This window comes from Kribbella sp. VKM Ac-2566 (assembly GCF_004366005.1).
In the GTDB taxonomy this organism is placed as follows: Bacteria; Actinomycetota; Actinomycetes; order Propionibacteriales; family Kribbellaceae; genus Kribbella; species Kribbella pratensis.
Genome location: NZ_SODT01000011.1, coordinates 39,887 through 61,113 on the forward strand (window position 1 = coordinate 39,887; position 21,227 = coordinate 61,113).

27 protein-coding genes are annotated in these 21,227 nt (G+C 68.6%); 12 read left to right on the forward strand and 15 right to left on the reverse strand.

Annotated features, from left to right (window positions below):
* The first annotated feature begins 22 nt into the window (after positions 1-22).
* The gene (gene metH / locus EV647_RS22830) at positions 23-3,625 is read left to right on the forward strand and encodes a methionine synthase (protein WP_134006141.1); all 3,603 of its coding nucleotides are present in this window, start codon (positions 23-25) and stop codon (positions 3,623-3,625) included.
* Here metH and EV647_RS22835 read toward each other — a convergent pair.
* Positions 3,510-4,439, reverse strand: coding sequence for a hypothetical protein (locus EV647_RS22835; protein ID WP_134006143.1), 930 nt, complete (start codon positions 4,437-4,439; stop codon positions 3,510-3,512). The two genes, metH and EV647_RS22835, sit on opposite strands and share 116 nt — an antisense overlap.
* A gap of 74 nt (positions 4,440-4,513) precedes the next feature.
* On the opposite strand from EV647_RS22835, the gene EV647_RS22840 reads away from it, so the two are divergent.
* Together EV647_RS22840 and EV647_RS22845 are read left to right on the forward strand one after the other, a co-directional pair.
* Positions 4,514-4,984: a GNAT family N-acetyltransferase gene (locus EV647_RS22840; protein ID WP_134006145.1), complete on the forward strand. Its 471-nt coding sequence runs from the start codon at positions 4,514-4,516 to the stop codon at positions 4,982-4,984.
* Between the two features lie 103 nt (positions 4,985-5,087).
* A complete protein-coding gene (locus EV647_RS22845; protein WP_134006147.1) occupies positions 5,088-5,939 on the forward strand; it encodes an HAD family acid phosphatase in 852 nt (283 codons plus the stop codon).
* Here the strand turns inward: EV647_RS22845 and EV647_RS22850 are convergent.
* Positions 5,927-6,598 carry a TetR/AcrR family transcriptional regulator gene (locus tag EV647_RS22850; RefSeq protein ID WP_134006149.1) on the reverse strand — a complete coding sequence of 224 codons (672 nt, stop codon included), beginning with the start codon at positions 6,596-6,598 and terminating at the stop codon, positions 5,927-5,929. The genes EV647_RS22845 and EV647_RS22850 overlap by 13 nt on opposite strands.
* Before the next feature lie 98 nt (positions 6,599-6,696).
* On the opposite strand from EV647_RS22850, the gene EV647_RS22855 reads away from it, so the two are divergent.
* The 4 genes from EV647_RS22855 to EV647_RS22870 all read left to right on the forward strand — a co-directional run bounded on the left by EV647_RS22855 (position 6,697) and on the right by EV647_RS22870 (position 9,851).
* Entirely contained in the window at positions 6,697-7,629 is a 933-nt protein-coding gene (locus tag EV647_RS22855; protein ID WP_134006151.1) for an SDR family oxidoreductase, read from the forward strand.
* Positions 7,626-8,387 (forward strand): class I SAM-dependent methyltransferase, encoded by a 762-nt coding sequence (locus EV647_RS22860; RefSeq protein ID WP_134006153.1) that lies wholly within the window; start codon positions 7,626-7,628, stop codon positions 8,385-8,387. The genes EV647_RS22855 and EV647_RS22860 overlap by 4 nt, the downstream gene beginning before the upstream one ends.
* 83 nt (positions 8,388-8,470) lie before the next feature.
* Positions 8,471-8,764 (forward strand): YciI family protein, encoded by a 294-nt coding sequence (locus tag EV647_RS22865; protein WP_134006155.1) that lies wholly within the window; start codon positions 8,471-8,473, stop codon positions 8,762-8,764.
* Positions 8,765-8,969: 205 nt separating this feature from the next.
* The gene (locus EV647_RS22870; RefSeq protein WP_134006157.1) at positions 8,970-9,851 is read left to right on the forward strand and encodes a DUF3800 domain-containing protein; all 882 of its coding nucleotides are present in this window, start codon (positions 8,970-8,972) and stop codon (positions 9,849-9,851) included.
* On the opposite strand, the gene EV647_RS22875 is transcribed toward EV647_RS22870, so the two are convergent.
* Positions 9,815-10,570 (reverse strand): SDR family oxidoreductase, encoded by a 756-nt coding sequence (locus EV647_RS22875; RefSeq protein WP_134006159.1) that lies wholly within the window; start codon positions 10,568-10,570, stop codon positions 9,815-9,817. The two genes, EV647_RS22870 and EV647_RS22875, sit on opposite strands and share 37 nt — an antisense overlap.
* Before the next feature lie 178 nt (positions 10,571-10,748).
* Here EV647_RS22875 and EV647_RS22880 point away from each other — a divergent pair, with 178 nt between their 5' ends.
* Together EV647_RS22880 and EV647_RS22885 are read left to right on the forward strand one after the other, a co-directional pair.
* Positions 10,749-11,126 carry a YciI family protein gene (locus EV647_RS22880; RefSeq protein ID WP_134006161.1) on the forward strand — a complete coding sequence of 126 codons (378 nt, stop codon included), beginning with the start codon at positions 10,749-10,751 and terminating at the stop codon, positions 11,124-11,126.
* 122 nt (positions 11,127-11,248) lie between these two features.
* The gene (locus EV647_RS22885; RefSeq protein ID WP_238175595.1) at positions 11,249-11,830 is read left to right on the forward strand and encodes an adenylate kinase; all 582 of its coding nucleotides are present in this window, start codon (positions 11,249-11,251) and stop codon (positions 11,828-11,830) included.
* Here the strand turns inward: EV647_RS22885 and EV647_RS22890 are convergent, their stop codons facing one another.
* A complete protein-coding gene (locus EV647_RS22890) occupies positions 11,831-12,463 on the reverse strand; it encodes a hemerythrin domain-containing protein (RefSeq protein ID WP_134006163.1) in 633 nt (210 codons plus the stop codon).
* Between the two features lie 46 nt (positions 12,464-12,509).
* Here EV647_RS22890 and EV647_RS22895 point away from each other — a divergent pair, with 46 nt between their 5' ends.
* On the forward strand, positions 12,510-13,568 hold the full coding sequence (locus EV647_RS22895; RefSeq protein WP_370343754.1) for a biotin/lipoate A/B protein ligase family protein: 1,059 nt from the start codon (positions 12,510-12,512) through the stop codon (positions 13,566-13,568).
* Here the strand turns inward: EV647_RS22895 and EV647_RS22900 are convergent.
* Together EV647_RS22900 and EV647_RS22905 are read right to left on the reverse strand one after the other, a co-directional pair.
* The gene (locus EV647_RS22900; RefSeq protein ID WP_134006165.1) at positions 13,552-14,379 is read right to left on the reverse strand and encodes a PhzF family phenazine biosynthesis protein; all 828 of its coding nucleotides are present in this window, start codon (positions 14,377-14,379) and stop codon (positions 13,552-13,554) included. The genes EV647_RS22895 and EV647_RS22900 overlap by 17 nt on opposite strands.
* A 12-nt stretch (positions 14,380-14,391) precedes the next feature.
* On the reverse strand, positions 14,392-14,751 hold the full coding sequence (locus EV647_RS22905; protein WP_134006167.1) for a hypothetical protein: 360 nt from the start codon (positions 14,749-14,751) through the stop codon (positions 14,392-14,394).
* Between the two features lie 38 nt (positions 14,752-14,789).
* Here EV647_RS22905 and EV647_RS22910 point away from each other — a divergent pair, with 38 nt between their 5' ends.
* Complete coding sequence (locus tag EV647_RS22910) at positions 14,790-15,173, forward strand: VOC family protein (RefSeq protein ID WP_134006169.1); 384 nt, start codon at positions 14,790-14,792, stop codon at positions 15,171-15,173.
* Between the two features lie 15 nt (positions 15,174-15,188).
* On the opposite strand, the gene EV647_RS22915 is transcribed toward EV647_RS22910, so the two are convergent.
* From EV647_RS22915 to EV647_RS22935, 5 genes are all read right to left on the reverse strand, one after another.
* Entirely contained in the window at positions 15,189-15,743 is a 555-nt protein-coding gene (locus EV647_RS22915) for a DUF1707 domain-containing protein (protein WP_134006171.1), read from the reverse strand.
* Positions 15,740-16,435, reverse strand: coding sequence for a PadR family transcriptional regulator (locus tag EV647_RS22920; RefSeq protein WP_134006173.1), 696 nt, complete (start codon positions 16,433-16,435; stop codon positions 15,740-15,742). Before EV647_RS22920 ends, EV647_RS22915 begins: the two co-directional genes overlap by 4 nt.
* 75 nt (positions 16,436-16,510) lie before the next feature.
* Positions 16,511-17,230, reverse strand: coding sequence for a DUF2993 domain-containing protein (locus EV647_RS22925; RefSeq protein ID WP_134006175.1), 720 nt, complete (start codon positions 17,228-17,230; stop codon positions 16,511-16,513).
* Entirely contained in the window at positions 17,220-18,128 is a 909-nt protein-coding gene (locus tag EV647_RS22930) for an NAD-dependent epimerase/dehydratase family protein (protein WP_134006177.1), read from the reverse strand. The genes EV647_RS22925 and EV647_RS22930 overlap by 11 nt, the downstream gene beginning before the upstream one ends.
* Positions 18,129-18,182: 54 nt before the next feature.
* Complete coding sequence (locus EV647_RS22935) at positions 18,183-18,407, reverse strand: hypothetical protein (protein WP_134006179.1); 225 nt, start codon at positions 18,405-18,407, stop codon at positions 18,183-18,185.
* Positions 18,408-18,580: 173 nt separating this feature from the next.
* Between EV647_RS22935 and EV647_RS22940 the strand changes: the two genes are divergently transcribed.
* Positions 18,581-19,111 (forward strand): ATP-binding protein, encoded by a 531-nt coding sequence (locus tag EV647_RS22940; protein ID WP_255517912.1) that lies wholly within the window; start codon positions 18,581-18,583, stop codon positions 19,109-19,111.
* Here EV647_RS22940 and smpB read toward each other — a convergent pair.
* The 4 genes from smpB to EV647_RS22960 all read right to left on the reverse strand — a co-directional run bounded on the left by smpB (position 19,108) and on the right by EV647_RS22960 (position 21,216).
* Positions 19,108-19,587, reverse strand: a complete 480-nt coding sequence (gene smpB / locus EV647_RS22945; protein WP_134006183.1) for an SsrA-binding protein SmpB — start codon at positions 19,585-19,587, stop codon at positions 19,108-19,110. The two genes, EV647_RS22940 and smpB, sit on opposite strands and share 4 nt — an antisense overlap.
* A 102-nt stretch (positions 19,588-19,689) precedes the next feature.
* Positions 19,690-20,259 (reverse strand): hypothetical protein, encoded by a 570-nt coding sequence (locus EV647_RS22950; RefSeq protein WP_134006185.1) that lies wholly within the window; start codon positions 20,257-20,259, stop codon positions 19,690-19,692.
* Between the two features lies 1 nt (position 20,260).
* Positions 20,261-20,788, reverse strand: coding sequence for a DUF6286 domain-containing protein (locus EV647_RS22955; RefSeq protein ID WP_134006187.1), 528 nt, complete (start codon positions 20,786-20,788; stop codon positions 20,261-20,263).
* Positions 20,785-21,216, reverse strand: coding sequence for an Asp23/Gls24 family envelope stress response protein (locus EV647_RS22960; protein ID WP_134006189.1), 432 nt, complete (start codon positions 21,214-21,216; stop codon positions 20,785-20,787). The genes EV647_RS22955 and EV647_RS22960 overlap by 4 nt, the downstream gene beginning before the upstream one ends.
* Positions 21,217-21,227: the final 11 nt, after the last annotated feature.

Consider the following 21,227-nt stretch of genomic DNA (forward strand, 5'->3'; position numbering starts at 1 on the left):
ATTCTTCTGGAGGGGTTGGCAGATGAGTGAAACCGCGCTGCGGGACCTGCTGGATCAGCGCATCGCAGTTCTCGACGGTGCCTGGGGCACGATGCTCCAGGGCGCGAAGCTGCGGACGGCCGACTTCCAGGGCGATCGCTTCGGGAACCACACGCACGACGTGACCGGCGACCCGGACGTGCTGAACCTGACCCGGCCGGACCTGATCCTCGACGTCCACCGGCAGTACCTGGCGGCCGGCGCGGACATCACCACCACGAACACCTTCACCGCGACGAGCATCGGCCAGGCCGACTACGGCCTGCAGGAGCACGTCCGCGAGATGAACGTCGCCGGCGCGCGGCTGGCCCGCCAGGCGGCCGACGAGTTCGGCGGCAGGTTCGTCGCCGGTTCGATCGGCCCGCTGAACGTCACCCTGTCGCTGAGCCCGCGCGTCGAGGACCCGTCGTACCGCGCCGTGTCCTTCCAGCAGGTGAAGGACGCGTACGCCGAGCAGATCGCGGCGCTCGCCGAGGGCGGCGTCGACCTGCTGCTGATCGAGACGATCTTCGACACCCTGAACGCCAAGGCCGCCGTCGCCGCGGCCCGCGAGGTCGCGCCGCAGCTGCCGCTGTGGATCTCGGTGACGATCGTCGACCTGAGCGGCCGGACGCTGTCGGGGCAGACCGTCGAGGCGTTCTGGAGCTCGGTCGAGCACGCCGACCCGCTCGTCGTCGGCGTCAACTGCTCCCTCGGCGCCGCCCAGTTGCGCCCGCACGTCGCCGACCTGGCCCGGTTCGCCGGCACGTACGTCGCCTCGCACCCGAACGCCGGCCTCCCGAACGCGTTCGGCGGGTACGACGAGACTCCCGAGGAGACGTCGGCGCTGCTGCGGGAGTTCGCCGAGTCCGGACTGGTCAACATCGTTGGCGGCTGTTGCGGTACGACGCCTGCCCACATCAAGCAGATCGCGGCCGCCGTGGAGCAGCTGCAGCCGCGCACCGTCGTACCGACCGATCACACCACGCGGTTCTCCGGGCTCGAGCCGTTCAAGATCGGCGCCGACACCGGGTTCGTGATGATCGGCGAGCGGACCAATGTCACCGGGTCGGCGAAGTTCCGCCGGCTGATCGAGAGCGACAACCACCAGGCCGCGGTCGACGTGGCGCTGGAGCAGGTGCGCGGCGGCGCGAACCTGCTGGACGTGAACATGGACGCCGATCTGCTCGACAGCGAGCAGGCCATGACCACGTTCCTGAACCTGATCGCGACCGAGCCCGAGGTGGCCCGGATCCCGATCATGATCGACAGCTCGAAGTGGTCGGTGCTCGAGGCCGGCCTGAAATGCGTGCAGGGCAAGGGCGTCGTCAACTCGATCAGCCTGAAGGAGGGCGAGGAGGAGTTTCTCGACCGCGCACGCCGGATCATGTCGTACGGCGCCGGCGCGGTCGTGATGGCGTTCGACGAGCAGGGCCAGGCCGACACGGTCGAGCGCAAGGTGGCGATCTGCGGCCGGGCCTACGACCTGCTGACCGGTATCGGTTTCCCGGCCGAGGACATCATCTTCGACCCGAACGTGCTCGCGGTCGCGACCGGTATGTCCGAGCACAACGGCTACGCGAAGAACTTCATCGACGCGCTGCCGCTGATCAAAGAACGCTGTCCCGGCGTCCACATCAGCGGTGGTATCTCGAACCTGTCCTTCTCGTTCCGCGGCAACGACATCGTCCGCGAGGCGATGCACTCCGCGTTCCTGTACCACGCGGGCAAGGCCGGTCTGGACATGGGAATCGTGAACGCCGGCCAGCTTGCGGTCTACGAGGACATCCCGAAGGACCTGCTGGAGCTGGTCGAGGACGTCATCTTCGACCGCCGCGACGACGCCACGGACCGCCTGGTCGCGTTCGCCGAGAACGTGAAGGGCAAGGGCAAGCAGCGCGAGGTGGACCTGACCTGGCGTGAGGGCACGGTCGAGGAGCGGCTGTCGCACGCGCTCGTGCACGGCATCGTCGACTTCATCGAGGCGGACACCGAGGAGGCCCGGCAGAAGCTGCCGCGGCCGCTGGAAGTGATCGAAGGCCCGTTGATGGACGGCATGAAGGTCGTCGGCGACCTGTTCGGCGCCGGCAAGATGTTCCTGCCGCAGGTGGTGAAGAGCGCCCGCGTCATGAAGCGCTCGGTCGCCTACCTGGAGCCGTTCATGGAGGCGGAGAAGGAGCAGGCCCGGCTCGAGGGTCGCGCCGAGGCCGTCCGCGGGCAGGGCAAGGTGGTGCTCGCGACCGTGAAGGGCGACGTCCACGACATCGGCAAGAACATCGTCGGTGTGGTGCTCGGCTGCAACAACTACGAGGTGATCGACCTCGGCGTGATGGTGCCGGCGGCAAGGATCCTCGACACCGCGGTGGCCGAGGGCGCGGACGCCGTCGGCCTGTCCGGGCTGATCACGCCGTCGCTGGACGAGATGGTGTCGGTGGCCGAGGAGATGCAGCGGCGCGGGCTGAAGCTCCCGTTGCTGATCGGTGGAGCGACGACCTCCAAGCAGCACACCGCCGTCCGGATCGCACCGGCGTACGAGAACACCACTGTGCACGTGCTGGACGCCTCGCGAGTCGTCGGTGTGGTGTCGGACCTGCTCGACTCCGACCGCGCCGTAGAGCTTGCCAAGAGCAACAGTGTCGAGCAGGAGCGGTTGCGTGAGCAGCACGCGAACAAGCAGCGCGCACCGATGCTGACGCTGGCCGAGGCGCGGGCGAACAAGGAACAGGTCGAGTACGGCGAGCTTCCGGTGCCGGAGTTCACCGGCCTGCGGTACGTGTCGCCGTCGATCGAGACGCTGCGCGAGATGATCGACTGGCAGTTCCTCTTCCTGGCCTGGGAGATGAAGGGGAAGTACCCGGCGATCCTGGACCAGCCGGTCGCGCGGGAGCTGTTCGACGACGCGAACACGTTGCTGGACGAGATCATCGCGAACGGGTCCTTCACCGCTGAGGGTGTGTACGGGTTCTGGCCGGCGCACAGCGAAGGTGACGACATCGTCCTGGACGGACTGGACCGGTCGTTCCCGATGCTGCGGCAGCAGACTGCGAAGCCGGCCGGGCGGGACAACCGCTGCCTCGCCGATTACATCGCGCCGTCCGGTGATCATCTCGGCGGGTTCGGGGTCGCGATCCACGGCGCGGAGACGTTGGCGAAGTCGTACGAGGAACGCAACGACGACTACCGGGCGATCATGGTGAAGGCGCTGGCCGACCGGCTGGCGGAGGCGTTCGCGGAGTGGATCCACCTTCAGGCGCGGCGGGCGTGGTTCGAGCCCGACGCACAGCCGGTGCTGGAGGACCTGCACGCGGAGCGGTTCCGCGGCATCCGGCCGGCCCTCGGGTACCCGGCGAGCCCGGACCACAGCGAGAAGCGGGACCTGTTCGAGCTGCTCGCGGCGGAAAAGATCGGCCTCGGGCTGACCGAGTCGTTCGCGATGACGCCGGCCGCAGCGGTGAGCGGTCTGATCTTCGCGCACCCGGCGTCGCGCTACTTCAGTGTCGGCCGCCTCGGGCGCGATCAGATCGAGGACTACGCCGTACGGCGGAATCTCCCGGTCGCTGAGGTCGAACGCTGGCTCCGGCCGAACCTGGCGTACGACCCGGAGTGACCGGGGCCAGGGCAGGATCCTCCACGAGCCGACGCAGCTGTGGGTCGATCCGCTCCGACGCCCTCCGAACGGCTGCGGCCGCGAGCGACGGGTCGCCCTTCGCGACGGCCTCGGCGAAGCCCCTGCGCAGGGCGGCCTCGGCCGAGAACGTGTCGGACGGCGACAGTTCGTCGGTGCCCGGCAGCAGCTTGAGGATCTCGCCGAACCGTTCCTCGGGTTTCGTTGCGATCAACGCCTCGGAGAGGGCGGCGTAGTCCTCAGGTCCGACCGGAGCGCCCGGGCCCTGCTGGCGGACGATCTCTGTCATCAGTTCCCGTGCTGCCGCTGCCGCCGCCGGGTTCCGGCCGGCGAAGGCGAAGTTCTGCACCTCACCGACGGGGACGAACTTTCCGGATTCGGTCTTCGGCCAGAGTTCGGGCAGTCGTTCCTGGGTCCAGACGTCGGCCAGCCCGTCGTCCAGGTCGGCCTCCTGCGCGTGGAGCCCGCCGATGTTGTCGAACAGCGGGCTGCTCAGCCCAGCCGACTGCGACATCGTGTGCCCGGTGGCCCGGACCAGCCGTTCCGCATCGCCTCGCTTGGGCTCCCCAGCGCCGTACCGGCGGACCGTGTCGGCCAGCTCCTCCGGCAGGAAAAGCGGGCTGTCGTTGGACCGGAGCGAATGGACCGCGTTCATCGGCTCGCGATCGTTCGGCCGGACGACGAAGTCGATGCCGCGCCAGCGGACGACCCGATTGGTGGTCTCGCTGACGGCTTCGACGATCGACTCTCCCCAGGAGACGCACGGATCGTCTGTCCTGACCAGACCAGTGGCCACAGCGCGTTCTCCTTCGTGAGAGAAGCCGAACGACGCAAGCGTAGGGGCGTGGCGGGTTCATTTACCCTGGCGGCATGACTGTGCGACCCGCTGTTGCGGAAGATGCCGATGCGGTGGCCGCGATCTGGTACGCCGGTTGGCAGGACGGCCACCTGGGACATGTGCCCGGCGAACTGGTCGCGTACCGGACCAAGGAGTCGTTCTGGACCCGGGCCGCGCAACGGGTCGCGGACACCACGGTCGCCGTCGTCGATGACGAGATCGCCGGCTTCGTCATGGTGGTGGGGGCCGAGGTCGAGCAGGTGTACGTCGCACGCGAACACAGGGGATCGGGCGTCGCAGGGACGCTGCTCACCGAAGCCGAGCGGCAGGTGAAGGCAGCAGGTCATCAGGAAGCCTGGCTGGCCGTGGTGACCGGCAACGCGCGGGCGCGCCGGTTCTACGAACGCAGCGGCTGGACCGACGGCGGCCCGTTCGACTATCCGGCGCCGGTCGAACGCGGAACGTTGCCGATCCCGTGCCACCGGTACGTGAAGCAGGTCTAGCGAACGCAGGATTCCCCTGAAGTTGCGGCGTGCGGCAGGTACATCGGGTCCGGATGGAGTTAGCGTGCCTTCGCAAGCAATTCCAGTTCTTGGAGGGGTCCCGATGGCATTCCGTTCCTGGCGCCGGCCGTCCCGCCGCATGGTTCTGACCAGCGTCGCCGCGGTCGCGATGACATCGGTCGTCGGCGGAGTCGCGTACTCGGCCGGCGCCGCGACGCAGCAGCCGGCGATCCAGACGTCGACACCGCACAGCGAGAAGCAGGTCACCAACATCGACGTACTGCGTCAGCAGCTGCGCAACTACTACGGCGACCCGCTCGGCTCCGGCAACTTCGCGGCGGACAGCAACTACGCGAAGGAAGCGACGAAGGTCGCCGCCGCAGGCACGCACTGGATCTCGGCGACGCACCACACCGCCAAGACCAAGGCGATCCTGCTCGACGTCGACGACACGTCGCTGGCCACCTGGAACTACGAGATCGCCAGCAACTGGGCGTACAACCCGGCCACCAACGCGGAGTACGTGCTGAACCAGCGGTTCCCGGCCGTTCCCGGCATGGTCGACATGGTGAAGACGGCCGAGCGTGAGGGGTACGCGATCTTCTTCCTGACCGGCCGTGGCGCCGCGCAGGAGCAGGCGACGCTGGGCAACCTCACCGCGGACGGTGTCGGCGTCGACGCCGGGTACCCGAAGCCGACGACGCTGAGCAACGGCGAGGACGGCCTGTTCACGAAGCCGGCCGTCGCCAACTACCCGGACTACCTCAAGCAGGCCTGCGCAGGCGACCCGAACGGATCGTGTACGACGATCCACTACAAGTCGGCGACCCGCGCGCACATCGAGTCGCTCGGGTACGACATCGTCGCGAACTTCGGCGACCAGTTCTCCGACCTCAAGGGCGGTTTCGCCGACCGCACCTTCAAGCTCCCGAACCCGAACTACTACCTGCCCTGATCTCTGGGTAAAGCGCCGTACAGCAAGGCTCGCAGGGCGTCGGTCAGGGCCGGCTCGAACTCCATCCGGATCGCGCTCAGCGCCGGATCGGTCTCGTAGGCCGCCAGGATCGCCGGCACCGGATGGGAGTGGGTCCAGATCGCGCCCGCGAGCAGGCTCGCGGCGGCGATGAACCGGCCCGCTCCCTCCGGTCCGAGCTCCGGCAGTACGCCGACGACCACCCCGATCAACCGTTCGTACGCGACCATGGCCGCGCGTTTGAACGTGAGTGCCGTTTCGGTCGTGATGTTCCGCTCCAGCACCGCCGCCTGCGTACTGATCAGGTCGCAGAGCACCGGCCGCTTCGCCAGCGTGCCGACGATGGTCGTGACGAGCCGGTCGGCCCGCTCGTCGGTCGACTCGGGTGTCTGGTCCGACAGAACGGTCGCCAGATCCTGCACCCAGGCCGACAGTTCGCTGCTCGACAGTTCGAGCAGGACGGCCTCGCGGGAGTCGAAGTAGTTCAGCACGTTCGACTTCGCCAGGCCGACGCGGCGACTCAGCTCGTTCAGGCTGAGGTCCGCGACCGGCATCTCGGCCAGCATCGCGGCCGCGGTCGCGAGGATCGCCCGCCGCCGCTCGGCCCGCTGCTCCGGTCTGCGCGCGCGCTGGAAAGTCATGCCCACAGTCTACAGACCAGCGGTCTGTTGTTATCGGACCGTCGGTCTGATAACGTCGAGGCCATAACAGACCACCAGTCTTTTATGGAGTGTGGAGCATGTACGAAGTCCCCGACCAGACCGGCAAGCTCGCCGTCGTCACCGGCGCCAACAGCGGGACCGGCAAGGAGGCCGCCAAGCGGCTGGCGGCCGCGGGTGCGCGGGTCGTGCTGGCGGTCCGGACGCCCGCCAAGGGCGAGGCGGCGAAGGCTGAGATCCTCGCCGCGCATCCGGGCGCCCAGCTCGAGGTACGGCGGATCGACCTGGCCGACCTGGCCTCGGTCCGGGAGTTCGCCGAGCAGTTGACCGCCGACGAGCCGCATCTGGACCTGCTCGTGAACAACGCGGGTGTGATGAATCCGCCCGACCGGATGCTCACCAAGGACGGCTTCGAGTTGCAGTTCGGCTCGAACTACCTCGGCCCGTTCGCGCTCACGGTCCGCCTGCTGCCGTTGATCCTGGCCGCCCCGGCGCCGCGGGTCGCGACGATGGCCAGCGGTGCGGCGAACTTCGGCCGGATCCACTTCGACGACCTGCAGTGGGAGCGTCGCTACCGGTCGACGGCGGCGTACTCGCAGTCGAAGCTCGCCGACCTGATGCTGAGCAATCAGCTTGCACGCCTGTCGACCGAGAACGGCTGGGGACTGGTCAGCGTCGCGGCCCATCCCGGCTTCACGAACACCAATCTGCAGACCACCGGCCCGACCCTCGGTCGCGACGAGCTGCCGCTGGCGACGCGATTGCTGTACCGCTTGCTCCCGCTGCCTACGCAGGAGGTCGAGACCGGCACCGAGCCGCTGTTGTTCGCCGCGGCTGACCCAGCCGCCGAGCACGGTGCGTACTACGGCCCGTCCGGACGCTTCGGCCTCGTCGGCCCCACCGCCTTGGCCAAGCCGCCCAAGGCTGCGCTCGATGCCGAGGCCGGCGCCCGGCTGTGGACGGTCTCGGAAGGACTGACGGGGGTCTCGCTGCCGTCTATCCTGCGCAAATGAGCGAGTGGTCGAGTGGTGGGATCTACGAGTCGTACGTGGGCCGCTGGAGCCGCCTCGTCGCGCCGGAGTTCGTCGGCTGGCTGGAGCAGCCGGCCGGACTGCGCTGGCTCGACGTCGGCTGCGGCACCGGCGCGCTGACCAGCACGATCCTTCGTACGGCGGATCCGGCGTCCGTGCTCGGTGTCGACCCGTCGGAGGGCTTCATCGGCTACGCACGACAGGCCGTCAACGATCCGCGGGCGGCGTTCGAGGTCCGGTCCGCGGCCGAGCTTCCGGACGGCCCGTACGACGTGGTCGTCGCCGGGCTGGTGCTCAACTTCATCCCTGAGCGGGTCGAGGCGCTCCGCCGGATGCGCGAGATCGGTACGACGGTCGCGGTCTACGTCTGGGACTACGCCGGCGGCATGCAGCTGATGCGGTACTTCTTCGACGCGATGGCCGACGTACGCCCGCAGGACCGGGACCACGACGAAGGGCGCCGGTTCCCGTTCTGTACGCCGGAAGGCCTCGAGGGGCTGTTCCGTGAGGCCGGGTTCGGTGAGGTGCAGACGCGCGAGATCGTCGTACCGACGGAGTTCGCGTCGTTCGACGACTACTGGGGACCGTTCCTGGGTGGGCAGGGCGTGGCGCCGGCGTACCTGCGCAGCCTGGATCCGGCGGATCAGGAGGCGCTGCGGGACGCCGTACGGGCGCGGCTGCCGATCGGGGCCGACGGGTCCATCAAGCTCACGGCGCGGGCGTGGGCGGCTGCCGGCTGAGCTGGTCGTCCCGGCGCGAACATCCGCACATCATGTCAAGACTGCGCGTTCGACTCCGTCGTACCTGTGAGAGGAGAGCGCCGATGAAGTTTCTACTGATCCTGCAGGGTGACGGTGAACCACGCCTGCAGCGCGACGAGTTCGAGCGAGTCGCCCACGACGCCGGCGAACTGGTCGGCGGCGAGCTGCTCGCGGACGCCCAACTGTCCGTTCGGCTGCCTGACCGCGAGCCGACCAAGATCGACGGGTACTACGTGATCGACGTGGAGAACCGCGACCGCGCCGTCGAGCTCGCGCGCCTGCTACCGGACGCGCAAGCCGCCGGCCGCTCGGTCGAGATCCGCGCAGTCATGCACCCCGCCGCCGTGGATTTCTAGCCTTCTGGTCGCCCTCGCCCGCAAGCCGTAGGAATTCGCTGGTGTCCGGCGTGCAGCCGGACCATGATGGGTCGCATGTCTGCTCAGGCTGCTGCCGCTTACTGATCGTTACCGCGCCCCGATGACTCCTGGCGCGTCCGATCAAGCCCGTCCGGAGGACGGGCCCCGCAGCGTGCAGTCCTTCAGCCTTGGAGCCAGCCTTCCCATGACTTCTCAGTCATCGTGGGTCGAGGTCGCGTGTGACGAGTCGGGGTTCTCCGGAACCAACCTGCTCGACCCCACCTCACCCGTCATCACCCATGCCAGTGTCGATCTCGCCGTACCGGCGGCCGCCGACGTGATCGACGTACTGCGAGACCGTCTGCGCCGCCGGACGGAGTACAAGTCCAACCAACTCCTGCGACCCGAGCAGCGGCCCGCGCTCGAGTGGTTGCTCACCACGCTGCGTGGACATGCGCACGTCCTCACCATCGACAAGATCGCGTACGTCGCCGCGCGGGTGTTCGAGCTGTTCACCGAGGAGCCGTCGTACAGCGCCGGCACCAGCCTCGGCACGGACCACGCGGAGGTGGCCACGGCACTGCGACACCGGACCGGGTTCCTGGCGGCGTTCGTGGACCTGACTCGGACGAAGCGCGTGCGGTTGATGGATCACGCGGCGGTGGACCGGTTCTTCGCGACGATGCCGGCCGACTTGCCTGCGCTGCGTGCGGTGACCCGGCCTCGCGTCGAAGAGATGATGCAACGGCTGATCGACGAGGATCCGGAGCTCCCGCCGCCACTGGAGCCGCTGGTGCCGGCACTCGCCGAGACGCTGCTGTACTGGAGCGCCGGCGGTCGTTCGGTCGCCGTGGTGCACGACGAGCAGAGCGCCTTGACGCCGGGCCGCGTGGCACGCCTGGGCGCGTTCCTCGCCTCCCGCGTTGAGCCGGCGCCGTTGCGGTCGTTCGTGCAGGTCGACTCCAAGCACGACCCGCGAGTGCAGGTGGCCGATTTCCTGGCCGGCATCGCGCGCCGTCGTACGCCGGATCTCGTGGAGCTGCTGGAGCCCTACACCTGTGCGGCGACGAACTCGTCCCAGGTGTGAGTGCCGACGTCGGCGCCGGTGAGGGTGAGGTTGCCGCCCGCGCGGTACACCTTGCCCGCCTTGCCGGGAACACGGATCGGCAGCGACAACCGGTGCTTGCCGGTCGCCCGTAGGTAGTCGCGAGCCAGCTCAGACAGGCTGTAAACCTTGGGCCCGACCAGGTCGGGGACGAGGCCCTGCGGTTCACCGAGCGCGAGCTCGGCGAGCCGTTCGGCCACGTCCCGGCCGTCGACCGGCTGGAAGCGGATGCCGCCGGGCATCGGCAGGACAGGCAGTTTCGCCATGGCCCGCGCGGTGTTCCAGGCGAAGTCGTGCAGCTGGGCGACGCGCAGTACGGTCGACGGCACCGAGGATTCGCGGACGGCCTGCTCGGCGCCGAGCTTCGACTTGAAGTACGTCAGCGGCAGCTGGTCGACCGCTGTCACCGAGATGTGCACCAGATGACCGACCTTCGCCTGCTCGGCCGCCTTGACCAGGTTGCGGGTGCCGAGGTCGTCACCCTTCGGACCGCCGGCCAGGTGCAGGATCACGTCGACGCCGTCCACGGCGCGGTCCAGGCCCTCGCCGTTCAGGAGATCGACGGCCAGGTACTCGACGCCGTCGCCGCGATCACCCGCGTGCCGGCTCAGCACGCGTACCTTGCTGCCGGCCGCCTGGAGCAGCGGCACCACCTGACGGCCGATCGTTCCCGTACCGCCTGTCACCAGGATCGTGCTCATGAGCTTTGCTCCGTTCTCGTCTGTGTGTTCTGCAGCGCTGACGGAGCCCGGTGAGCGAGTGTGACTCGATGTGATCTGGAATACATCCAGGCAAAATGTCGAGGGCCTGTCGGTGCCTCCGACGTCCGGGGTGCACGGGCGCAGTACGGCGTACCGGCACGACACAGGAGGTTCTGTCATGAAGTACGTGGTCCTGATCCACTCCAACATGCAGCCGTGGGGTCACCCGACGATCGACTTCACCGAGGTCGGCCGGGCGATCCCGGCGGACGAGCGGGCCGCGATGGGCAAGGAGTTCGACGAGCTGCTGGCCGAGCTGTCCGCGTCCGGCGAGCTGGTCAGCGGCCTGGCGTTGGACGCACCATCAACCGCGCGGACCTACCGCTGGGAAGGCAAGCGCCCGGTCAGCACCGACGGGCCGTACGCCGAGTCCAAGGAGCAGCTCGCCGGCTTCTTCGTCCTGGACTGCGCCACCCGCGCCCGGGCCGAGGAGCTCGCCGCCAAGTTCGCCGGCCCCGGCGACATCATCGAGCTCCGCCCGGAAATGGAGTTCTGAAGGCGATTCCGGACAGTAACGAGCGAGTGTGACGCAACTGGCGATCCGGAGTGACGTACACCGTACCGCCGGAGCGGAGGCTCCCATATTCTGTGGGACTTACCGAGAGTCAGGAGTGTGCCGTGACCACTGTCTTGCTGATGGGCCCTCCTGGGGCCGGTAAGGGTACGCATGCGGGCCACCTGGCCGCTCACCTCGGTGTGCCTGTCATCTCCACCGGTGACCTGTTCCGCCGCAACATCGCGGACGGCACCGAGCTCGGCAAGACGGCGCAGGGTTACCTCGACGCGGGCGAGTACGTGCCCGACGAGGTCACCAACGCGATGGTCCGCGACCGCCTCGCGGACGCCGAGGCCCGTCCGGGATTCGTCCTGGACGGGTACCCGCGCACGCTCGACCAGGCCCGCGTCCTGGACGAGATCCTCGGTGCGCAAGGCCGTTCGCTGGACGCGGCCCTGGTCCTGCAGGTCGAGGCCGAAACCCTCGTCGACCGGCTGCTCCGGCGCGCCGAGATCGAGCACCGCTCGGACGACACCGAGGAAGTCATTCGCCGCCGCTTCGAGGTCTACCACGAGCAGACCGCGCCGCTGATCCACTTCTACTCCGGCCGCGGCATCCACCACGAGGTCGACGCATCGGACGACATCGACACGGTCCGCACCCGCGTCTGGCAGGTCGCCGTACAACTCAAGCCGGCTGCGTAATCAGCTGCGCCAGGTGGGGGCTATCGAACTGCGGTAGCGGCGGCCGAAGAGGCCGAGGATGACCGTGATGACGGGTTTGGGGATGTTGTCGGTGATGGCCGCGGACTCCGCGGGGGTGGCGCCGTCGAGGGCCCATGCGAAGAACGTGCCGCCCTGGACCGGGCCGACCTTGGCGAACTCGCGGCCCATCGCCTTCAGCTCGGGCGAACCGACGTTGGCCTGGTAGACGGGCTCGATCTCCGCCTCCTCGTGTTCGAGGTGCTCGACGGTGACCCGTTGCAGCTCCTGAAGCGCAGCGCGTGCTGTGGCCGCGTCGTCCGCGCTCGCGGAGTTCCGCAGCGCACCCATCGCGGTCCGCGAGGCAGCGAGTGCGCCTGCCATCGTGTCGTGCTCGGCATCCAGTTGTGCCAAGAGTTCCGGGCTCACGCCGAGTTTCTGCAACGCCGGCCACGCAATCTCGTGCTCACCCTCGTGATGCCGGGTGAGCTGGCTGTCGAAGTTCTGCCAGGCCGCGGCCAGTTGCGCCGCGCGCGTGCGGTCCCCGTCCGGGAACCGCTCCAATGCGCTCAGGAATCGACCCAGGTCCCGCCGAACGGCGGCATGGATCGCCTTGTTCATGCTCATCTGCGCCATGGCCCGGAGTATCCGTCCGGGAACAACCGTTGACCAGAGCAAGTTGATGCTGAATATGCATGGTGAGTACAAGGTCCCAGGCGGAAAGCTCGTCGTGGCAGACCTCGACGTCGTCGACGAGCACGTCCGGAACGCGCAGATCTCCGGCGACTTCTTCCTCGAGCCGGACGACGCCCTCGAGCGGATCAACGGGGCCTTGGCGGGTCTGCAAGTGGCGACTTCCGCGGCTCAGATCGCCGCGCGGGTGCGAGGTGCGCTCGGCGACGGGGTCGAGATGCTCGGGTTCTCACCCGAGGCGGTAGCTGTCGCCGTACGGCGTGCGTTGACCGGCGCGACCGGTTGGCGTGACCACGAGTGGCAGTTCGTGCACGACGTACCGCGGGCCCCGGCGCTGCAGATGGCGCTCGACGAGGTGCTGACCGAGCAGGTCGGGTCGGGGGAGCGCCCGCCGACGCTGCGGGTCTGGGAGTGGGCGTCCAATGCGGTCATCATCGGCAGCTTCCAGTCGCTGCGGAACGAGGTCGACCTGGACGGCGCGGCCCGTCACGACGTCACCGTCGTACGGCGGATCAGCGGCGGCGGCGCGATGTTCGTCGAGCCGGGCAACACGATCACGTACTCGCTGTACGTCCCGGAATCACTGGTATCGGGCCTGTCGTTCGTCGAGTCGTACGCGTTCCTCGACGACTGGGTCATTGGTGCGCTCAACGATCTCGGCATCGCGGCGACGTACCAGCCGATCAACGACATCACGTCGCCGGCCGGAAAGATCGCGGGCGCCGCGCAGAAGCGGTTCGCGGGCGGCGCCGTCCTCCATCATGTGACGATGGCCTACGACATGGACGCCGGCAAGATGGTCGAGGTACTGCGGATCGGCCGGGAGAAGCTGTCCGACAAGGGCACCAAGAGCGCGAACAAGCGCGTCGACCCGTTGCGCAGCCAGACCGGTCTCGACCGCGCGGACGTGATCGAGCGGATGGCCGGCACGTTCCGGAATCGCTACGGCCTGTCGACCGGCACGATCTCGCCGGAAACCGTCGCGCTGGCCGAGGAGCGGGTCGCGGCGAAGTTCGGCACCGAGGAGTGGCTCACGCGGGTGCCGTGATCGGTACGGCGTTGCCGCTCACCCGCACGCGGTTGTCGTCCGGGCGGAGCTCGACCGTGATGAGGCTGGGCCGCCCGAGATCGTCGCCTTGGTGCAGGGTGATCGTGGGTTGCGCTTCGCCGATGTCCCGCAGATAGGCGCCGAACGCGGCCGCTGCAGCACCCGTTGCCGGGTCCTCGACGACACCACCGACGGGGAACGGGTCGCGCACGTGAAAGACGGTCGGTGATTCCCGCCAGACGAGTTGCAGCGTGGTGAGGTCGCGCTCGAGCATGTACGCGAGGAGGCGGTCGAAGTCGTAGTCGAGCGCGGCGAGTCGTTGCCGGGTCGCCGTACTCAGGACGAGATGCCGTGCCCCGGCGTACGCGATCCTCGGCGGCAACGCGGGGTCGAGGTCGTCGGGTGACCAGCTGAGGATGTCGAGTACGTCGGTCAGGTTGCCGGCATCCTCTGTGGACGGCTCGACGCTGGTGAGCGTTGCGCGCAGGTCGTCGTCGACCGTGACCGGGACGATGCCGGCCGCCGTACTGAAGACGATCTCGCCAGGGCCGTTGCGCTCAGCCAGGGCGACGGCGGTCGCGACCGTGGCGTGTCCGCAGAACGGGACCTCCGCCTTGGGGGAGAAGTACCGCACCGGGCGCGCGCCGCTCGCATCCGGTTCATCGGTGAACGCGGTCTCGGAGTACCCGACCTCGGCCGCGATCGCCTGCATCGTGGCGTCGTCGAGCCCGCGGGAGTCGAGCACCACACCGGCCGGATTGCCTCCGGCCGGATCGGACGTGAAGGCCGCGTAGCGGAGAACGGTCACCATCTGCTCATCCAATCATCGCGTCCAGTCCAGCTGCGCCTCCGGGATCGCCAGGCCGCGCCCGAACTCCTTCGCCTCCTCGCGCGCCGCGTCGTCACCCCGCCGGTACCGGAACACGCGTCCCGGGAAGATCACGAAGATCTCGTGCTCGTCATGAAAGTCGGCGTACCACCCCGGACTGTCGAGCACGCCCGCCAGCACCTCGGCCAAGTCCTCCCCACGCTCGACCTCGAACTCCAGCAACGACCACACCGCCGGCTGCCCGACGGACGTACCACTTACCGCCTGCCGACTCACCTTCGTCACAGTCAGCGGCACCCCATCCAGCTCGGTCCCGACCTTCAAACTCTCCAGAATCAACACACCGTCATACACGCCAGCGACCGTACGCGGAGGCACCGACAATTGCGGGTATGGAGATCGGGTACGTCATTTTGTACGTCGGGGATCTGGCGGCGTCGGTGGGGTTCTACCGGGATGTGGTGGGGCTCGCGTACAAATTCACGGATGCGGGGTATGCGGAGTTCGACGCGGGCGGGGTGCGGTTCGCGTTGTACGAACGGCGGCGGGCGGAGTGGTTGACCGGGCGGGCGGTGACGCCGGGCGCCGGTGGCGAAGTGGTGGTGATGGTGCCGGACGTGGATGCGTACGCCGAGCGGCTGCGTGTGGCCGGCGTACCGGTGCTGAGCGGGCCGGCGGACCGTCCGTGGGGACACCGGACGGTCCACGTCGCCGACCCGGACGGGTTCGTCGTCGAGTTCGCGGAGGAGATCCCGCGGGCTCGTGGGCGGCTCTAGTTCAGCGGTGGTGGATCAGCGATGGTGCCAGCGGCGGCGGGACACGCCGCTGATCATGACGATCCAGAACATGCCCCAGAGCAGCCAGGGAGCGGTGAGTGCGACCGAGGTGATCACGAGGCCGAGCATCAGCACCGGCGCGAGCATCAGGAACGGCGGCGGCGGACCCGGCCGGCGACGGAGGTCGGCCGGTCCCGGCACGACCTGCAGTTGCGTCGAGTTCGGCAGATCGTCGAACAACGGCTCGAGATCGTCCGAGTACCGCGCCCGCGTCACCACCTCGCTCCGCTCCTCGAACTCGGCCTGCGTCAACCGCCCGGCCACGAAGTGGTCGCTCAGCAACGAAACGGCCTGGTCGCGCTCGGCGTCACCGATCCGCACCCGTTTCCGAGGTACGTCGACCCGCGCAGCCTCCGGTGGCCGGTCCCAGCCGACCTGGTTCCACGTGCGACCGCGCCAGTCGCCGGCGGACTCGTCGTACCAGCCCGGACCACTCCAGCCCGGCCCGCTCCAACCGTGCCGCCTGCCGGGACCGCCTCGGCGTCGGCGGTCCCGGTCGGCGGAGCTCATGAACGGTCCTGCTGGTCCGTGGCGTCGTCCTCCTCGGCGAGGATGCCGTACAGCTTCCGGCGCAGGTCGGCGACCGCGTCGCGCGCCCTCGCCTGCTGCTCCGGCGTACCACTCGCGAGAATCTGCCACATCGCCGTCGCGACCTGCCCGAGGAGTGGCTTGAACCCGTTCTCGTCGTCACCCGACGGCGCGCTCATCGCCTCCCACGGCGCGGACACCTCGTCCTGGTGCTCGGCGACGTACGCACGGCCCTCATCGGTCAACTGGAACGTCCGCCGCCCGACGGCCGCGTCCGCCGTCACCAGACCCTCGTCCTCGAGCTGCTGCAGCGTCGGGTAGATCGAGCCCGGGCTCGGCTTCCACACGCCGCCGCTGCGCTCGGCGATCTCCTGGATGATGCCGTAGCCGTTCATCGGCTGCTCGGCGAGGACGGCGAGAATCGCTGCCCGTACGTCGCCGCGGCGCGCCTTCGGGCCCCGCCAGCGCGGCGGAGGTCCCCACGGCGGACCGAACATCTGCCCGCCGCCGAACATGCTCCACGGCGGCCCGAAGTGCTGCTGGTGACTGCGCCCCTGGTGCCCGCGGTGGCCGCTCATCGCCGCGCGCAACTCGTCCTTGATGTCGTCGAAGGTTGAACAGTGCCGCGCGAACTGCGCCCAAGGCCAGCCCGCGGCGTACGCCGATCCGGTCATCTGGACCACCCGTCCCTCACGAAAGTGATTGCGATAGTTCGACGATATATCGCGAACCATCGCAACCCAAGAGACTCACGCCGTGAACTTCAGGTCCTTCGCGACGGCGGTCAGGACGACGGAGTTGTCCACGACAGTGATGCCGGTGAGCTGGGCGCCGAACGGCAACTCGGGGATCGTGATGCCGCTGGCGAGCTGGCTGCGGATCGCGCTCTGCACGAACGACGGAACCGAATCGGGCAACTCCCCGAGCGTCAGCGCGACCCGCCCGTCCTTCACCTGCGGCGTGATCGGTGCGTCGATGCTGATGCCGCGCACCGTCGCCTTCGCCTGCAGTTGACCGTTGACGACCGACATCGACAATCCCTGGAGCCCGGTACTGCGGACCGCGAGCCGAGCCAGCTCACGCGGCGACAACTGCAGCCGCAGATCGGTCGCGTCGACAGTCACCGCACCGGACTGCTGCGTCAGCAGCGACCGCGGCACGTGTACGTTCTGCAGCTCGACCTTCAGATCCTCACTTGGTATGCCGGAGAACGTCGGCTTCTCCATCGTCAGCGTGACCTTGGAGAAGTTCTCTTTGACCAGCTGCGGCAGGAACCCGAAGCCGCCGATCTTCACCGAGGTGCCGGCCGAGCGTACGTCGTACTGCCTGGCCTCCTTGTCGGCCATCGAGGCGAGCTGGTTCTCGGCCACGTACGCCGCGGCGCGGTCGACGACGATCGCCAGGACCGCCAGCACCACCAGCGTGACGACGAGGCGGCGCAACCACCGGCGCGGTCTCCTAGAGCTCATCCCTGCCCTTTCCGATCATTTCCCGGAGCGCGTCGGCGGCCGGCGTGGGTTTGATGCCGAAGGCAACAGTTGCCGCGGTCGAGTCGATGACGAACGGCCGCTGCCACTGGTACAGCATCTCCACCATCTCCCGCGCGGCCGGGTCGACGAGTCCCGCAAGCCGCAGTACCAAGGTAGGCATCGACGCAACCTTCGCCGGCGGCGCACCTGCCAGTTCGGCGGCACGGGTCGCCAGTTCGCGCACCGACAACGGCTCCGGCGTCGGAACGTGCCAGGCCCGTCCCCACGCGCTCTCGTCGTCGGCCACCGCGATCAGCAGCCGCGCGACATCACCGACGTACGTCCAGCTGTGCGGTACGTCGAGATCGCCCGGCATCATGCCGCGATTGCCGGCGATCACCTTGGGCAACACCGTCACGCTGAACGGTGACACCGCGCCCGCGCCCAGGTAGTCGGACCCGCGCACCTCCGCGGTCCGGATCCGCCCCGCCTGATGCGCGGCCAGTGCGGCGGCCCAGACCTTCGCCCGCACCTGCCCCTTCACGGTGTTCGGCAGCAACGGAAGGTCCTCGCTCATCGGCCCGTCCACCGCACCGTACCCGTACAGATTGCCGGTGCTCACCAGCACCGCTCCGGACGCCTCGGCGGCCGCGACCAGAGCCGCACCGAGCCGCGGCCATTCGGTAGCCCACTTGTTGTACGCCGGGCCTGCGCACGAGTAGATCGCCGTCGCGCCCGTGACGTAGTCCGTCAGACCGTTCTTGGCGTCCGCGGCAATCCGCTCCACCCCGTCCGGCCCGCTTCCGGACCTCGTGATCACTCGGACCTGCTCACTCCGCGCCACCAACAGCCGGGCGACCACACTCCCCACGGCCCCAGCTCCGACGACAACCTGCACGCCTTACCCCTTTGACTCGACGAAGCCCTCAGTATCCCGGGGCTGTCGGGTCGTTCAGGACGGCAGCCCGCTGCGCAGGCGAAGCTCGTCGCGGATCACGGGTGGCACAGGCAGCCGGTACTTCTCCAGGGCCCTCGCGTAGGCCCGCAGTGACAGCGCCAGCCGTCCGGTGTCGCTGCGTGCGTTCTCGCCCTGACGCCGCGGGCCGCCCCGCGCTACGCGCTCGGCGGCGCGGGCGGACACGACCTCGGCGAACAGGTGGGAGAGATCGTCGTTCATGACCGAACGGCGGCCGACATCGGCAAGTACGGAAGTTGGCCTGAACATCGGCATCGCCTCATAGGACCCGCGGGTTCCCGACACGCCGCCTGGTATGTCATCGCTCCGGAATACTGCCAGTCTATCCGCACTGGCAATGGGTGGAGGCTGGGAAAGGGATGTTCCTGCTGCAGATGTCGGGCGTGCCAGGGTCTGGGAAGTCCACCCTCGCCGCTCATGTCGTCGACACGTTCGGTGCGGTTGCCATCGACTACGACGTGATTCTGACCGCTGTTCTCGACGGAGGTGTCGAGGTCGCCGGTTGTTCCAAGGCGGCGTACGAGGTCCTGTACGCCGTCACTCGCAGCGTGCTCGCCCAGGGGCGCTCTGTGGTCGTCGACAGTCCCTGCTTCTGGCCGCGGATCCTCACCGAAGGCATGGACATCGCGCGAGCGCACAATGCGACGTACAGATACATCGAGTGCCAGGTGCATGATCTGAAGGTGGTGGACGAGCGCCTCAGGCAGCGGCCGCAGCTGCGAAGCCAGCGTCGCGGCGTGTCCACTCCACCGGTCGACCTCGGCGACCAGCCGGATGACGGGGCGGCGCTGTTTCGCACGTGGTTGGACCGCGTCCAACGTCCCGCGGACAACTACCTCCTGTTGGACATGCACCGCCCGCTGTCCGACGTACTGCCCGAGGTCGACCTCTACCTGAAGGGCTAGTCCGGACGGCCTTTCAGCCGACGGCTCACCGCGCGCTCGACCTCCCGGGCCGCCTCGCGTTCGGCGAGCGTATGCCGCTTGTCCCAGGTCTTCTTGCCCCGCGCCAGGACGATCTCCACCTTCGCGCGACCGTCCTTGAAATACAGGCTCACCGGGACGATCGTCAGCCCACCCTCGTTGACCTTGCGCTCGATCTTGTCGATCTGAGCCCGATGCAGCAGCAACTTCCGCTTGCGCCGCGACCCGCCGTTGAACCAGCGGGACTGCGAGTACTGCGGGATGTGCACCCCGTGCAACCAGATCTCCCGCTCCTCGACGATGGCGAACCCCCCAACCAGCGAAGCCCGCCCAGCCCGAAGCGCCTTCACCTCAGGCCCCTGCAACACAAGCCCCGCTTCCCACCCCTCACCCAGGTGATAGTCATGCGCAGCCTTCCGATTCCGCGCAACAACCGGCTCCACCTCAGACTTCTTCACAACCCAATTCTCCCCGACAGCCCTGGGTGCCCCCGTCAAGCCCTCCGTCTGCTGTGGATCGCCGCGACGGCTTGCCTACTTGTCGGCGCGTTCCTGTCGGATCTAGCGCACGCGGGCTGGAGTTTTCTCGTGTCGGGCGACGTGGAGCTGGACGCGGTGGTGCAGGTCGTCGCGTCCGACGATGCGGTGCAGGTCGTGGCTGGTCTGTTCGGCTGCGGCTTGGACCGTGCCGAGGTCGGCGGTCGGTTCGATCGTGAGGTTCAGTTCGGCGACGAGCTGCCCCCGATCGGAGACCATGCGTCCACTGGAGCTGCGCACGCCGGCGGTCTGAGTCAGTCTGTCTCCAGCCGCCGTGGCGGCGGCCTTCGCATCGGCGGTGAGCAGCCCGGTGTGGTCGCTGCCCGCCAACTGCAGTCGGCGGACACCGCGGCTGCGGAAGTGCCTGATCAGCCAGATCAGGCCGATCAGCACCAGGAGCACTCCGGCAGCCCCTGTTGCCCAGGGCCACCACGCGGTCCGGGTGGCGTCGGCTAGCCAGCTGAACCGCAAGCGCTCAGGTGCGTCGGGGATGAGGTCGAATCGCCATCCGAGGCCGCCGGCACCAGCCGCGACGAGCCCGACGCCGAGAACGAATGCGACCACCCGATCCACCGCGATCACTCCACGTCCCATCTCAGTCCTCCTCGACGACGCGCCTGCGGATCCGTGGCGGTGGTGACAAGATCGCGAGCCGTTCACGCACAGTGGTGTCCACGTCGGTGGCGACCCGGTCGGTGTCGCCAGTGGCCCGGACGGTGAGCCGCACCGTCCTCCGCCGGGACTTGGCCGTGGCCGAGACGACGGAGTCCACCGACTCCGCGGATTCGGCGGCCAGGCGGGCGATATCGCGGCGCCGGATCCAGACGCCGTCCCGCCCGACGGCAGAGTGGGTGACGCGGCGCGGTTTCAATGCCGCGACCAAGAAGTACAGGCCGACGACCACGGCGATGATGCCGGCCGGGATCATCCAGCCACCTGGTTGGATCGTCTCGAGTCTGCCGGCCAGCCATTCGGTCCACGATGGTCCGCGCACCGCGCCGGCGGCCTGCAGAGCGTCATGGACGCCGACGACGCCGATTGCGACGGTGGCAACCGCGGCCAGGATCCCGACCGGCGCGACGGCGGCCGTGCCGGTCGGCCGTTTGGCGGTTTCGTTGCTCATGTCACGTCCTCGTCCCCGGCACCGGTCGCCGCTTGTGCCGGCGCGTCGGCCGCGACGGCCACGATGCCAACCGCTACCGAATCGACGACCAGCCCGGTCAGCTCGGAGACTTGTTCGGCGACCTGCGAGCGGACAGCAGCAGCGGTCTGGGGCAGCGGCCGCCCCCAGCGCACGGCGACCTCCACATCCAGCCGGACATGTTGACCTGCCACCTTCGCAGTCGCGTTGGGTAGGCCGCTGCCGAAGGTGGCGGGCTGCCGCACCACCTCGTCCACCCGCCGAGCGGCAACCTGGGCGATACGTTCCACTACTCGGGAACCGATCTCCAAATGGCCCCGCCGGCCGCTGTCGGCAGTCGGGTTCGGAACACGATCGCCTGGTGGTGCGCCCGTTGCTGCCGGCGGAGCCGCCGATTCCGACGTACTCATGTCAGTGGATG